Origin of the sequence: Nguyenibacter sp. L1 (assembly GCF_035199985.1) — a bacterium.
Taxonomy (GTDB): Bacteria; Pseudomonadota; Alphaproteobacteria; order Acetobacterales; family Acetobacteraceae; genus Gluconacetobacter; species Gluconacetobacter vanlangensis.
Genome location: NZ_CP127015.1, coordinates 145,325 through 158,329 on the forward strand (window position 1 = coordinate 145,325; position 13,005 = coordinate 158,329).

The window sequence follows — 13,005 nt, forward strand, 5'->3', positions numbered from 1 at the left end:
TCAGGCGGGACCGAGCAGCGCGCGGGCCGCGTCGCCGGGAGAGGGCTGGCGCAGCAGGCTCTCGCCGACCAGGAACCCGCTGGCGCCGATCTCGCTGAGCCGGACGACGTCCTCATGCGTGCGGATTCCGCTTTCGGAGACGACGATCCGGTCGGGCGGCACCAGGGGGGTGAGTTGGATCGTTGTCTCAAGATCAGTCTTCAATGTCTTGAGATTGCGGTTATTTATGCCGATCAGCGACGTGTCCAGGGCCAGGGCCCGGTTCAGTTCGGCTTCGTCATGCACCTCGACCAGCACGTCCATGTCCAGGCCGCGGGCGATATCGAGCAGTTCCGATGCCTCGGTATCGGTCAGGGCGGCCATGATCAGCAGGATGCAGTCGGCGCCGATGATGCGGCTTTCATGGACCTGCCACGGGTCGAGGATGAAATCCTTGCGCAGGATCGGCAGGCGGCTGGCCTCGCGCACCCGCTGGAGGTCCTCCGCACAGCCATGGAAGCATGACCCCTCGGTCAGGACGGAGAGGCAGGCGGCGCCGGCTTTCTCATAGTCGGCGGCGATGCCGGCCGGGTCGTATTCGGGGCGGAGGATGCCGGCGGAGGGCGAGGCCTTCTTGATTTCCGCGATCAGGCCGATCTGGCGATCGGCGGTGCGCTGCTTGAGCGCCTGGCCGAACCCGCGGGTGGGGGTATCGACCTCACGCGCGCGGGCGACGATGTCCTTCAGCGGCGTGATGGTGGCGCGCTGGGCGACATCCACGCGCGTCCGGGCGCAAATTCGGGCCAGGACGTCCGGAAGGACATCCGGGTCGGGGACGGTACCGCAATCGGCATGAACCTGATTCGTCGGCATGTCGGTCATCATACGCTCTGTATACTCTCCTCCGCGCTGCCCGGCCGGGGGGCGCGTGCGGAATTCAATGCGGCCAGTGCCGATCCGTCATCGAGGACGCGGGCGGCGTCGGCAACCAGGGCACGCAGGGCGTCCGTTCTGATCGCCCCATCGTGAAGCACTTCACCCCGGCCCGCAACGTGCAACGATATGGCGGCGTTCAGCAGCACCGTATCGCGATAGGCGCCGTGCGCTCCGCCCAGCAGGGCCGCCAGGGCGCGGGCGTTCTCGGCCGGGTCGCCGCCGGCGATCGCCGCGATCGGCGCCGCGCGCAGGCCGGCATCCTCGGGCTGGAGGGTCAGTTCATGGATCCGGCCGTCCTGCAGCGCCACGATGTCGGTCGGGCCGGCCAGGGTGAGTTCGTCCACGCCCCTGCCCGGCTGCGCGCCGCGGTTTTCGCCGCAGTTCCCGTGGACAGCCCAGACGCGTTCCGAGCCGAGGTCGCGGAGTGTCTCGACGACCGGGCGCAGCCAGGATGGATCGTACACCCCGACGAGCTGGCGCCTGACCCCGGCCGGGTTGCTGAGCGGCCCGACCAGGTTGAACAGGGTGCGGATGCCCAGCGCGGCGCGCACCGGCGCGGCGTGGCGCATGGCGGGGTGATGGGCCGGCGCCGCCAGGAAGGCCAGATGGTCGTGCGTGATCCGCGCGGCGATCAGCGCAGGATCGTCGGACAGCGGTACGCCCAGTTCGCCCAGCACGTCGGTGGCGCCGGAGCGCGAGGAGAGCGCGCGGTTGCCGTGCTTGGCCACCGGCACGCCGAGCGCGGCCAGGACGAAGGCCACGGCGGTCGAGATATTCAATGTGCCCAGCCCGTCGCCGCCCGTGCCGCAGACGTCGATCGTGCCGGCGGGCACCGGGCCGACCCGGCGCATGCGTGCCCGCATGGCGCGGACCGCGCCCAGCAATTCGGCGGGCCGCTCGCCACGGACGCGCAGCGCCATCAGGAAGGCGGCGATCAGCGTGTCGGGGATCGCGCCGTCCATGATGAGGCCGAAGACCGTCTCGGCCTCGGCCTCGGTCAGGATGTCGCCGCGGGCCAGCCGGTCCAGGATGGCGCGGAAGGCGCCGGCGGGGTCGGGAGCCGGAGAATGGGTGGCCGGGGAAGCTGCCGCCGGAGGGGGAGAGTCTGCCGAAAGGGGCGGAATGCCGTCCATGGGCGGGTCAGGCGGCCTTGCGGGGCGCGTTGCGCCCGCGGACGATGGCCATGAAATTGGCCAGGATGTCGTGGCCGTGTTCGGACGCGATGCTTTCGGGATGGAACTGGACGCCGAAGATGGGCAGCGTGCGGTGGCGGAGCCCCATGATGACCCCGTCCTGCGTGTGCGCGACCGGGGCGAGTTCGTCCGGCAGGCTGGAGGGGTCGATCGTGAGGCTGTGATAGCGGGTGGCCATGAACGGGTCGGGCAGTCCCGCGAACACCCCGCTGCCGTCGTGATGGACGGCGCTGACCTTGCCGTGCATCGGGACCGGGGCGCGGACGACGGTGCCGCCGAAGACCTGGCCGATCGCCTGGTGGCCCAGGCAGACCCCGAAGACGGGAACCCGGCCGGCGGCCTTGCGGATCAGGTCGCAGCAGATCCCGGCCTCGTTGGGCGAACAGGGGCCGGGCGACAGGACGATCGCCTCGGGCCGCAGGGCCAGCGCGTCCTCGGCCGTGAGCGCGTCGTTGCGGCGGACGTCGCAGACCTCCCCCAGGTCGCCCAGATAATGGACGAGATTGAAGGTGAAGCTGTCGTAATTGTCGATCAGCAGGATCATGGCAATATGATGAACTCGTGTTTCGGCCCGGTCAAACGGCAGATCCGAATTTAATCGAAATAATCTTTGACGTGCAAAAAGCGGGAGTTTGTTGCGCTTATCCGGGCTGGTTGCGCAATTTTGTGACGGGTTGCGGGTGCTGCGTCATCCTGCCCCGCCATGCCCCGCCATGGTCCCATTGCGACCCAGGGCGAACTGGACCGCTTCCTCGGCGGCGCGGAACAGGGCGCGGGCCTTGTGGCGGGTTTCCTCATATTCGGCTTCGGGCACGCTGTCGGCGACGACGCCGCAGCCGGCCTGCACGTGCATCTGGCCGTCCTTGACCACGGCCATGCGTAGCCCGATGCAGGTGTCCATCTCGCCGTTCGCGCCGAAATAGCCGATGCAGCCGGCATAGGTGGCGCGGCGGGTCGGTTCGACCTCGTCGATGATCTCCATCGCGCGGATCTTCGGCGCGCCGGTCAGCGTGCCGGCCGGGAAGCCGGCGATCAGCGCGTCGATGGCCTCGAGCCCCGGGCGGAGCGTGCCCTCGACGTTCGAGGAGATGTGCATGACGTGGCTGAAACGCTCGATGACGAATTTCTCGGTCACCTTGACCGAACCGATCTCGCAGACGCGGCCGACATCGTTGCGGCCGAGATCGATCAGCATCAGGTGTTCGGCCAGTTCCTTGGGATCGGCGAGCAGGTCGCGTTCGAGGGCCTGGTCTTCCTCGGGCGTGGCGCCGCGGGGGCGGGTGCCGGCCAGCGGGCGGACGGTCATGCGGCCGTCGCGCATGCGCACCAGGATTTCCGGCGAGGAGCCGACCAGGCTGAACCCGTCGAACGCCAGGTTGAACAGGAACGGCGCGGGGTTGATGCGGCGCAGCGCGCGGTAGAGCGCGAGCGGCGGCAGGGTGAAGGACGTGGAGAAACGCTGGCTGGGCACGACCTGGAAGGCGTCGCCGGCGGCGATGTAGTCCTGGATGCGCCGGACGGCGTCGCAGAACGCGTCCCTGGTGAAGGTCGAGTGCGGCGGGTCGAGCGGGCCGGTACAGCGTGGCGCGATCTCGTGCAGGGCCAGCGGTTCGGACAGGCTCTGTCGCGCGGTGGCCAGCAGGTCCTGCGCGGCCTGCAGCGCCTGTTCCGGCGCATGCCCGGCGCGGGGGCGGATCGGCGCCGCCAGGGTCAGTTCGTCGCGCACCGTGTCGAAGACCGCGAACAGGCGGGGGCGGATCATCACGCCTTCGGGCAGATGGAGGTCGTCGGGCGGCATGTGGGGCAGATGTTCCATCTGCCGGACCATGTCGTAGCCCAGATAGCCGAACAGGCCGCCGATCATCGGCGGCAGGCCGGCCGGAAGCGCCATGCGGGAATCGCGGATGACGGCGCGCAGCGAATCGAGCGGCGTGGCCGCGGCCGGGGTGAAGGCGGCCGGGTCCGTGTCGGCGGTCGCGTTGATCGCGGCGTGGCCGCCATGGCAGCGCCAGATCAGGTCGGGCAGCAGGCCGATGACCGAGTAGCGGCCGCGGGCGACGCCGCCCTCGACGCTTTCGAACAGGAAGGCATTGCGCGGGGCGTCGGTTTCGGTCGCGCCGGCCAGGCGGGCGAGGCGCATATAGGCGGAGACCGGGGTGAGCAGGTCTGCGGCCTCGACGCTCCACAGGATCGCGGCGCGTCCCTGGCCGAGTGCGGACAGGATCTCGTCGCCGCCGGAGGCGGGCGAAAGCGCGGGCGCGGTCGTCACGGGCTGGACTCTCCGGCGCCGCTCGGGCCGGCCACGGAGGACAGGACCGTATTCAGCGCGCTGGCATTGATCTTGGGTTTGGCGGATTTCTGCAGCGCCATGGCGTAGGCGATGCCGATATCGTCCTGCATCGACTGGCTGAGGCCCGTGCGGATGCGCTGCATCTCCATCGGCTGGGCCGCCGGGTCGGGCTGGGTGATGGCGGTGAGGGTCGCGACATAGAATCCGTCCGGCTGGTCGAGCATCACCGTCTGTCCCGTCCTGGGGAGGCGGAAGACGAGCTGGGCCAGTTCGGGCGGCACATTCTCGACCGGCCGGGTGCGGGTCAGCGGCGCGGGGTGCTCGACCTGCTGCCCCGGCGCCGCGGCGGCCGCCACGCCGCCGCGGTCCTTGGCCGTCAGGTAGAGCGAGGTGGCCTGGAGGTCGGCGGCGTGGCGGCGGGCCGCGTCCAGCCAGGCCGCGCGGACGCTGTCGCCCACGGTGTCGAAGGGCTGGAGCCGGCCGGGGGTGACCGTGTCGACCGCGACGGCGTACCAGCCATTGTCCGGGCCCTGGACCAGGGTCGGGTTGGCGCCTTTCGCCTGGCTGAAGATCCGCGCCGCGATCGCCTGGCGCAGGGCGTCGGAGGCGGGGATCGGGGCCGGCGTGCCGTCGGGCGTGCGGCCCTGGGCGTCCAGCGTGCCGGCGATGGCGACGGCGCCGAGATTGTCGGGGATATGGTCCAGGCCGCCGCCGGCGATCGCGTCCTGCAATTTCTGGACGCGGGGGCCGACCAGCGCGCCGGCCTGGGCATGGGCGATCTGGTCGCGCAGTTCGGTCCGGGCGGCGGCGAAATCGGTGTCGTGGGGCGGCGTTACCTGCGTCACCTTGAAGATGACCCAGCCGGTGTCGGTCTGGCTGGGGCCCTGCAGAGCGTTCGCGGGGGCCGCGAAGACCAATTTGGCCAGGGCCGGGGACGGGATCGCGCTTTCGCGCACGCCGTTCATTTCCACCGTGGCGCTGTCCTTGGCGCCGGCCTGGAGTGTCGCCCAGTCGGCGCCGGACTGCCATTGCGCCGCGATGGCCTGGGCGCGGGCCTGGCTGGGGGCGGTGACGATCTGCACGTCGCGGGTTTCGGGCACGTGGTATTTCGCCTGTTCCGAATCATAGAGCTTGCGCAGCTCGGTGTCGGGGATCTCGATCGAGCGGGCGACCGTGTCGGGGGACAGGATGACGATCCGGGCGTGGCGGTATTCCGGCGCGCGGAAGAGCCACGGGTGATTGTCATAATAACGGTGCAACTGGGCCGCGTCGGGGGGCGGTGCCGGCTGGTCGCCGTCGAGCACGCGCACCAGGTCGATGGTGCGGGCCTGTGCGTCGAAAGCGAAGGCGCGGCGGACCAGGATGTCGGGGGCGGAAGCGCCGCCCTGGAGCGGCTCGGCCAGGCCGCGCACGGCGATGTCCTGGCGCACCAGGTCCAGCAGGCGGGATTCGGTCATGCCGATCTGGCGCAGGCGGGCGTCGAAGAGGCTGCGGTCGAAGCGGCCGTCCGCGCCCTTGAAGACCTGCATGCCGAAGATTTCGTCGCGGACCGCCGCGTCGGGCACGATCAGCTTGAGCCGGTCGGCCGCGCGCACCATTTCGGATTGCATGAGCAGGCGCTGCAGGGCCTGCTGCGCCACCTGGCGGCGGGTCGCGGGCGGGAGCTGCGACGGATCGGTGACGCCGAACTGTCGGGCCGTCTGCTGCAGTTCGTTCTGCGTGGCGGAGAGCAGGGCGTCCGTGGTGATCGTCTGGTCGCCGATGCGGGCGACGACGTCGGCGCGTTCGCTGCCCATGTTCGTCAGCACGTCGCCGACCCCCCAGCCGACGAAGGCGAGGAAGAGCAGGCCGGCAATGATGCGGCCCAGCCAGGAATCGACGAGAACACGGCGGAGGAAGGAAATCATGAAATCCAGGATCCGGACGAGAGCGGCTTGAGGCGTGCGGCCGCGCGCGGCCACCTTTTCGGCGGGGCACCATAGGGATACCGTTGCCGCTTGACCAGAACCCTGTTCACGGCCGCGCCAGCAGGGGCTTTGCGGCATTGCACCATGCGCGGCCGCGTGGTGTAGGGTATCGGAACCTGGTCGGCCTTCCCCCTGAAAAGACGAGACCGCCGGCGGCCGGGTGGAAGGGCGGCGTTGGCACAGGATGGGAACATTATGAGGCAGATGGTCGTCGGCAACTGGAAGATGCATGGGCTGAGTGCCGCGTCGCGCGATCTGGTCGGGGCGATCGCCGACGGGCTGGGTGCCATTCCCTCGCCGCCGCAGGTCGTCGTCTGCCCGCCTTTTACCCAACTGGCCCTGCTGGCGCCGATCCTGAAGGGAAGCGGGATCGCGCTGGGGGCGCAGGATTGCCATCAGGCGCCGATGGGCGCGCATACCGGCGACGTGTCGGCGCCCATGCTGGCCGAACTGGGGGTCGAATATGTCATCCTGGGGCATTCCGAGCGGCGGCGCGACCATGGGGAGCTGGACGAGACGGTGCGCGAGAAGGCCCAGGCGGCGATGGCGGCGGGGCTGACGCCGATCGTCTGCGTGGGCGAGAACGGCGACCAGAAGGCGGCGGGCGAGGATCGCGATGCGATCGGCTGGCAGATCAAGGGGTCGCTGCCCGACGGGTTTTCGGGGATCGTGGCCTATGAACCGGTATGGGCCATCGGGTCGGGCGTGCCGGCGTCGCGACAGGATATCGCGGACATGATGGGCTTTATCCGCGCGGAACTGGTCCGGCAGTTCGGCGCGGCTGGAAAAACCATGCGGATCCTCTATGGTGGGTCGGTGAATGCGCGCGACGCCGCGAGCATCCTGCCCATCGCGGAGGTCGGCGGCGCGCTGGTCGGTACTGCGAGTCTGCAGGCCGAGACGTTCCTGCCGATTGTCCGGGCCGCCGTGGATCTGTAAACGGTCGGTCTGCTGCGTGTTATCTGGAAGCTAGTATGATCACCGTCCTTCTTTTTCTGCATCTGTTCGTGACCCTGGCGCTGATCGGGACAGTCCTGATCCAGCGTAGCGAGGGGGGCGGCCTGGGAATCGGCGGCAGCCAGGGCATGGGGGCGTTCATGTCCGGGCGGGGGACGGCGAACCTGCTGACGCGCACGACCGCGATCCTGGCCGGAATCTTCATGCTGCTGTCGCTGACCCTGGCGGTGATGAATCGCGGGGCTTCGACCGGCGGCGGGCATGACATCCTGGCCCAGCCGCCCGCGCCGGCCGGCGTTCCGGCCCCTGCCCCCGCTCCTGCTCCGGCTCCGGCTTTCACCCCTGCTCCGGCGCCCGCGCCGACGCACTGAACGGGGCGAACGGATCGGAATGGCCGCTCCCGCCGGTCGGCGGGGGCGGCCATTTTGTTTATATTCTTCTATTCTTCTCGGGCGGGTGGCGATGGGGCCGGATATAGGCTTTCCACCATGACGGGAAACGGTGTAGGAAGGCGCTCCATGACGCGGTTTGTATTCATCACTGGCGGCGTGGTTTCCTCTCTCGGTAAAGGCATTGCCTCGGCAGCCCTGGCGGCGCTGCTGCAGGCGCGCGGATACCGGGTTCGGCTGCGCAAGCTCGATCCTTATTTGAATGTCGATCCGGGCACCATGAGTCCGTATCAGCATGGCGAAGTCTTCGTGACCGACGATGGCGCGGAGACGGACCTGGACCTGGGCCATTACGAGCGCTTTACGGGCGTGCATGCGACCCGGGCCGACAATGCCACGACGGGCCAGATCTACTCCGACGTGATCGCGCGCGAGCGGCGCGGCGATTACCTGGGGGCGACCGTCCAGGTCATTCCCCACATCACCGACGCCATCAAGGAAGCGGTGGTCGCCGGGACCGACGCGCTGGATTTCGTGCTGGTCGAGATCGGGGGCACGGTGGGCGATATCGAGAGCCTGCCGTTCCTGGAGGCGATCCGGCAGTTGCGCAACGATCTGGGCGCCGGCACGACGATGTTCGTGCACCTGACCCTGCTGCCGTGGATTCCCTCGGCGGGCGAGCTGAAGACGAAGCCGACGCAGCATTCCGTCAAGGAACTGCAGAATGTCGGCATCCAGCCGCAGATGCTGCTGTGCCGGTCGGACCGGCCGATTCCCGATACCGAGCGGCGCAAGATCGCCAATTTCTGCAATGTGCGGCCCGAGGCCGTGATCGCGGCGCTGGATGTCGACACGATCTATGCCTGCCCGATTTCGTACCATGCCGAGGGCATGGACACCGAGGTGCTGCGCCATTTCGGCCTGCCCCATGACCAGGAACCGGACCTGACGGCGTGGAAGAACGTGCTGGAGGCGATGCGCCATCCCGAGGGCGAGGTGCGCATCGCGGTGGTCGGGAAATATACCGCGCTGCTGGATGCCTATAAGTCGCTGATCGAGGCGCTGCAGCATGGCGGCATCGCGAATCGGGTGCGGGTGAAGCTGGACTGGGTGGAAGCCGAGATCTTCGAGAAATCGGAGACCGCGATCGAGGCGCTGCGCGACGCGCATGCGATTCTGGTGCCCGGCGGATTCGGCGAGCGCGGGGCGGAGGGCAAGATCCAGGCCGTGCGCTTTGCGCGCGAGCACCGGATTCCGTTCCTGGGCATCTGTTTCGGGATGCAGATGGCCGTCATCGAATGCGCGCGGAACCTGGCGGGCCTGCCCGATGCGTCGTCGACCGAATTCGGGCCGACCCCAGAGCCGCTGGTGGGACTGATGACCGAATGGGCCCGCGGCAATGAGCTGCTGCGCCGCCGCGAAGGCGGGGAAATGGGCGGGACGATGCGCCTGGGCGCCTATCCCGCCAAGCTGGCCGAGGGGTCGCGGGTGGCCGGGATCTATGGCAAGACCGAGATCCGCGAGCGGCATCGCCATCGCTATGAGGTCAATGTCCATTACCGTGCGGTGCTGGAAGAGGCCGGGCTGAAATTCTCGGGCATGTCGCCGGACGACATCCTGCCGGAAGTGGTGGAATATCCGGACCATCCCTGGTTCGTCGCCGTGCAGTATCATCCTGAATTGCTGTCCAAGCCGTTCGATCCGCACCCGCTCTTCTCGGGCTTCGTCGGGGCGGCCGTGAAGAAGATGCGCCTGGTATGAGCCATTCAAGATCCGTTTCGGTCGGCGAGCTGGTCGTCGGCAATGATCGTCCGCTGGTGCTGATCGCGGGGCCCTGCCAGATCGAATCCGAATCGCATGCGATGGAGATGGCCGGGGCGCTGGACGGCATCGCCCGGGAGTGCGGGATCGGGGTGATCTATAAAAGCTCGTTCGACAAGGCGAACCGTACCAGCCTGGGCAGTGCGCGCGGCGTCGGCATGGCGAAGGGGCTGGAGATCCTGGCGCGGGTGCGCGAGCGGTTCGGCATGCCGGTGCTGACCGATGTGCATGCGGCCGAGCAATGCGCGCCGGTGGCCGAGGCGGTCGACGTGCTGCAGATCCCGGCCTTTCTGTGCCGGCAGACCGACCTGCTGCTGGCCGCGGGCGAGACCGGGGCTGCGATCAACGTCAAGAAGGGCCAGTTCCTGGCGCCGTGGGACATGAAGAATGTCGCGGCGAAGATCGCCTCGACCGGCAATGAGCGCATCATGCTGTGCGAGCGGGGCACCAGCTTCGGCTACAACACGCTGGTCAACGACATGCGCGGCCTGCCGATCATGGGCGAGACCGGCTATCCGGTCGTGTATGACGCGACCCATTCCGTCCAGCAGCCGGGCGGGCTGGGCGGCGCGTCGGGCGGGCAGCGGGAATTTGCCCCGGTGCTGGCGCGCGCGGCGGTCGCGATCGGGGTGGCGGCGGTCTTTATCGAGACCCATGAGGACCCGGACCGCGCGCCCAGCGACGGGCCGAACATGATCCCGATCGGCGAGATGAAGGATCTGGTGACCCGCCTGCTGCGCTTCGACCGGTTGGCGAAGGGCGGCTGAGCGGGTGCCGTGCCGCTGTCATGCCAGGCGGGTCAGGACGATGAGCGCCAGGCATGACAGGGTGACGGCGGTGATCCACAGGCGCAGGGCGAGATAGCCGGACGGGAGTTCGCCCCGGCGCCAGGCCGCGCGCTCGGCCGCGAACAGGCCGCCGAATCCGGCCATCAGGATGATCAGGCCGGCGACGGCGTGGCCCAGATAGAGTGTCTGGATGCCCAGCCAGGCGACCGGCAGCGGGATGGCGCCGGTCAGCAGGCGGCGCGTGTCGGCGGACGCGGTGCCGGATGCGGCGAGCAGGACCGGCCGGTCGAGGGCCAGCCCCCAATGGACCGCGCCGCCGAATGCGAGAAGCAGGCCGCAATAGGCGGCGAGCGCCATCATCGGCCCCGATGCGGCCCCCGTTCCGGCGCCCGGCGCGGGCTGGCCGGCGGGGAAAAAAATGACCCCGGCGCTGAAGAGCAGGGCGGGCGTGGGGCTGGCGATCGCCAGAATGATGGCCAGGAGCGGCAGGCGCTTCATGTTCTTCTCCGTTTCGTGCTGCTATGATCCTGCCCGTGACCGGAAACGACCCCACCATAGCGGCTTCGGCCGGCGGAGCGACGCGTCCTGTCCCTGTCCGTACGCGGGAGGGAGGGTGCCGGTCGCCGTTGCGCATCCTGACAGACGCCGCGACGGCCCAATATCCACATAATGAGGAAGCAGACCCATGAGTGCTATCGTCGATATCATTGCGCGTGAGATCCTGGACAGCCGCGGCAATCCCACCGTCGAGGTCGATGTCGAGCTGGCGTCCGGCGCGCAGGGACGGGCCGCGGTGCCGTCGGGCGCCTCGACCGGCGCGCATGAGGCGGTCGAACTGCGCGACGGCGACAAGTCGCGCTTCGGCGGCAAGGGCGTGCTGAAGGCCGCTGAGAATGTCGAGAAGGAGATCCTGGAGGCGCTGCAGGGCGTCGAATCCATGGACCAGGTCGCGATCGACGAGGCGATGATCGACCTGGACGGCACGCCGAATAAGGGGCGCCTGGGTGCCAACGCCATCCTGGCCGTGTCGCTGGCGGTGGCCAAGGCGTCGGCCGAGGAATTGCAGATCCCGCTCTATCGCTATGTCGGCGGGGTCTATGCCCGCACGCTGCCGGTGCCGATGATGAACATCGTCAATGGCGGCCAGCATGCCGACAACCCGATCGACATCCAGGAATTCATGATCCAGCCGGTGGGCGCGCCGACCTTCGCCGATGCGGTGCGCGTGGGCTCGGAGATCTTCGCCCAGTTGAAGAAGAGCCTGTCGGCGGCCGGGCACAACACCAATGTCGGCGACGAGGGCGGCTTTGCCCCCGGCCTGAAATCGGCCGACGAAGCGCTGGGCTTCATCACCAAGGCGGTCGAGGCGGCGGGCTATCGCCCCGGCGACGACGTGACGTTCGCCCTGGATTGCGCGTCGACCGAGTTCTATCGCGACGGCCGCTATGTGATGGAAGGCGAAGGCAAGACGCTGGATTCGGCCGGCATGGTGGCCTATCTGGCCGACCTGGCCGCGCGCTATCCGATCGTGTCGATCGAGGACGGGCTGGCCGAGGACGATTGGGAAGGCTGGGCCGCGCTGACCGCCGCGCTGGGCAAGACGGTGCAACTGGTGGGTGACGATCTGTTCGTGACCAATCCGGAGCGGCTGCGCCGCGGCATCAAGGCCGGCATCGCCAATTCGCTGCTGGTGAAGGTGAACCAGATCGGCACGCTGAGCGAGACGCTGGAAGCCGTCGAGATGGCGCAGCGCGCGGGCTATACCGCCGTGATGAGCCATCGTTCGGGCGAGACCGAGGATTCGACGATCGCCGACCTGGCGGTGGCGACCAATTGCGGGCAGATCAAGACCGGGTCGCTGTCGCGTTCGGACCGCACGGCGAAATACAACCAACTGATCCGCATCGAGAACGAGCTGGCCACGGCGGCCCGTTACGCGGGCCGGACGATCCTGAAGACGGCCTGAACGGCCCGAACGGCAAAAAATACCGCGATCCGGCGCGTCCGGCGGGAAATTCTGTTTTCCGCCGGCGCCGGATCGGGAATACTTCGTGACGAATCGGAGAGGGACTTATCGACCATGCAGATCGGCCGGATGATTCGGCGGGCAATCCGCATGGTCGTTCCCCCTGCCCTGTTCATCGGGCTGACGGGTTATTTCGGCTGGAACGCCATGCAGGGCGATCATGGCATGCACAGCTATCAGGCGCAGCTCCGGCTGCTGGATGAGGCGCGTGCCGCCCAGCAGGACGCGATGTCGGAACAGCTTGCCTGGGCCCGGCGGGTGCGGGGGCTGAAGGAAAATGCACTGGATCGCGACACGCTGGACGAGCGGGCGCGGGCGATGCTGAATCTGTCGCGCTCGAATGAACTGGTCGTTCCTTATGGGGCGCACGACCGGCTTTATTGAGGGGCGGGCGTTTCCGTCAGGCGAGGCAAAACGCAAAAAGCCGGGGCCCCGAGGGGCGCCCGGCTTTTTTGTCGCATCCGCGGGTGGGACCCGTGGATGCGGCCGATTATTTGATCTTCGCTTCGCGGAAGGCGACGTGCTTCCGCGCGACGGGATCATATTTGCGCATCTCGAGCTTGCCGGTCTGGGCGCGGGCGTTCTTCTTCGTCACGTAGAAGTAGCCGGTGTCCGCCGTCGAGACGAGCTTGATCTGAATGGTGTTGGTCTTGGCCATG

13 protein-coding genes are annotated in these 13,005 nt (G+C 68.4%); 6 read left to right on the forward strand and 7 right to left on the reverse strand.

Annotated features, from left to right (window positions below; genetic code table 11):
- From trpC to QN315_RS00680, 5 genes are all read right to left on the reverse strand, one after another.
- Window positions 1–852 carry an indole-3-glycerol phosphate synthase TrpC gene (trpC, locus tag QN315_RS00660; protein WP_176641483.1) on the reverse strand — a complete coding sequence of 284 codons (852 nt, stop codon included), beginning with the start codon at window positions 850–852 and terminating at the stop codon, window positions 1–3.
- An 8-nt stretch (window positions 853–860) separates the two neighbouring features.
- Window positions 861–2,048, reverse strand: a complete 1,188-nt coding sequence (trpD, locus tag QN315_RS00665) for an anthranilate phosphoribosyltransferase (protein ID WP_323991075.1) — start codon at window positions 2,046–2,048, stop codon at window positions 861–863.
- 7 nt (window positions 2,049–2,055) lie between these two features.
- Window positions 2,056–2,652 carry an aminodeoxychorismate/anthranilate synthase component II gene (locus QN315_RS00670; RefSeq protein ID WP_176641062.1) on the reverse strand — a complete coding sequence of 199 codons (597 nt, stop codon included), beginning with the start codon at window positions 2,650–2,652 and terminating at the stop codon, window positions 2,056–2,058.
- Between the two features lie 144 nt (window positions 2,653–2,796).
- Window positions 2,797–4,377 carry an anthranilate synthase component I gene (gene trpE, locus QN315_RS00675; RefSeq protein ID WP_323991076.1) on the reverse strand — a complete coding sequence of 527 codons (1,581 nt, stop codon included), beginning with the start codon at window positions 4,375–4,377 and terminating at the stop codon, window positions 2,797–2,799.
- On the reverse strand, window positions 4,374–6,305 hold the full coding sequence (locus tag QN315_RS00680; RefSeq protein WP_323991077.1) for a peptidyl-prolyl cis-trans isomerase: 1,932 nt from the start codon (window positions 6,303–6,305) through the stop codon (window positions 4,374–4,376). Before QN315_RS00680 ends, trpE begins: the two co-directional genes overlap by 4 nt.
- A 255-nt stretch (window positions 6,306–6,560) precedes the next feature.
- Here QN315_RS00680 and tpiA point away from each other — a divergent pair, with 255 nt between their 5' ends.
- The 4 genes from tpiA to kdsA all read left to right on the forward strand — a co-directional run bounded on the left by tpiA (window position 6,561) and on the right by kdsA (window position 10,299).
- Complete coding sequence (gene tpiA, locus QN315_RS00685) at window positions 6,561–7,304, forward strand: triose-phosphate isomerase (protein WP_176640278.1); 744 nt, start codon at window positions 6,561–6,563, stop codon at window positions 7,302–7,304.
- Window positions 7,305–7,339: 35 nt separating this feature from the next.
- Window positions 7,340–7,693: a preprotein translocase subunit SecG gene (secG, locus tag QN315_RS00690; protein ID WP_323991078.1), complete on the forward strand. Its 354-nt coding sequence runs from the start codon at window positions 7,340–7,342 to the stop codon at window positions 7,691–7,693.
- A gap of 147 nt (window positions 7,694–7,840) precedes the next feature.
- Window positions 7,841–9,472, forward strand: a complete 1,632-nt coding sequence (locus QN315_RS00695; RefSeq protein ID WP_176640276.1) for a CTP synthase — start codon at window positions 7,841–7,843, stop codon at window positions 9,470–9,472.
- Window positions 9,469–10,299, forward strand: a complete 831-nt coding sequence (kdsA, locus tag QN315_RS00700; RefSeq protein ID WP_176640275.1) for a 3-deoxy-8-phosphooctulonate synthase — start codon at window positions 9,469–9,471, stop codon at window positions 10,297–10,299. The genes QN315_RS00695 and kdsA overlap by 4 nt, the downstream gene beginning before the upstream one ends.
- Window positions 10,300–10,317: 18 nt before the next feature.
- Here kdsA and QN315_RS00705 read toward each other — a convergent pair whose 3' ends face one another.
- Window positions 10,318–10,818: a DUF3429 domain-containing protein gene (locus QN315_RS00705; RefSeq protein ID WP_323991079.1), complete on the reverse strand. Its 501-nt coding sequence runs from the start codon at window positions 10,816–10,818 to the stop codon at window positions 10,318–10,320.
- 187 nt (window positions 10,819–11,005) lie between these two features.
- Between QN315_RS00705 and eno the strand changes: the two genes are divergently transcribed.
- Both eno and QN315_RS00715 read left to right on the forward strand, forming a co-directional pair.
- Entirely contained in the window at window positions 11,006–12,286 is a 1,281-nt protein-coding gene (gene eno, locus QN315_RS00710; RefSeq protein WP_176640580.1) for a phosphopyruvate hydratase, read from the forward strand.
- 114 nt (window positions 12,287–12,400) lie between these two features.
- Entirely contained in the window at window positions 12,401–12,730 is a 330-nt protein-coding gene (locus QN315_RS00715; RefSeq protein WP_176640579.1) for a septum formation initiator family protein, read from the forward strand.
- 106 nt (window positions 12,731–12,836) lie between these two features.
- On the opposite strand, the gene rpmG is transcribed toward QN315_RS00715, so the two are convergent.
- Complete coding sequence (rpmG, locus tag QN315_RS00720; RefSeq protein ID WP_176640578.1) at window positions 12,837–13,004, reverse strand: 50S ribosomal protein L33; 168 nt, start codon at window positions 13,002–13,004, stop codon at window positions 12,837–12,839.
- Window position 13,005 lies beyond the last annotated feature (1 nt).

Bases quoted from the DNA above. Each gene is read 5' to 3' on its own strand.
- trpC (WP_176641483.1), bottom strand. From the start codon at position 852: ATGCCGACGAATCAGGTTCATGCCGATTGCGGTACCGTCCCCGACCCG.
- trpD (WP_323991075.1), bottom strand. From the start codon at position 2,048: ATGGACGGCATTCCGCCCCTTTCGGCAGACTCTCCCCCTCCGGCGGCA.
- QN315_RS00670 (WP_176641062.1), bottom strand. From the start codon at position 2,652: ATGATCCTGCTGATCGACAATTACGACAGCTTCACCTTCAATCTCGTC.
- QN315_RS00680 (WP_323991077.1), bottom strand. From the start codon at position 6,305: ATGATTTCCTTCCTCCGCCGTGTTCTCGTCGATTCCTGGCTGGGCCGC.
- tpiA (WP_176640278.1), top strand. From the start codon at position 6,561: ATGAGGCAGATGGTCGTCGGCAACTGGAAGATGCATGGGCTGAGTGCC.
- secG (WP_323991078.1), top strand. From the start codon at position 7,340: ATGATCACCGTCCTTCTTTTTCTGCATCTGTTCGTGACCCTGGCGCTG.
- QN315_RS00695 (WP_176640276.1), top strand. From the start codon at position 7,841: ATGACGCGGTTTGTATTCATCACTGGCGGCGTGGTTTCCTCTCTCGGT.
- kdsA (WP_176640275.1), top strand. From the start codon at position 9,469: ATGAGCCATTCAAGATCCGTTTCGGTCGGCGAGCTGGTCGTCGGCAAT.
- QN315_RS00705 (WP_323991079.1), bottom strand. From the start codon at position 10,818: ATGAAGCGCCTGCCGCTCCTGGCCATCATTCTGGCGATCGCCAGCCCC.
- eno (WP_176640580.1), top strand. From the start codon at position 11,006: ATGAGTGCTATCGTCGATATCATTGCGCGTGAGATCCTGGACAGCCGC.
- QN315_RS00715 (WP_176640579.1), top strand. From the start codon at position 12,401: ATGCAGATCGGCCGGATGATTCGGCGGGCAATCCGCATGGTCGTTCCC.
- rpmG (WP_176640578.1), bottom strand. From the start codon at position 13,004: ATGGCCAAGACCAACACCATTCAGATCAAGCTCGTCTCGACGGCGGAC.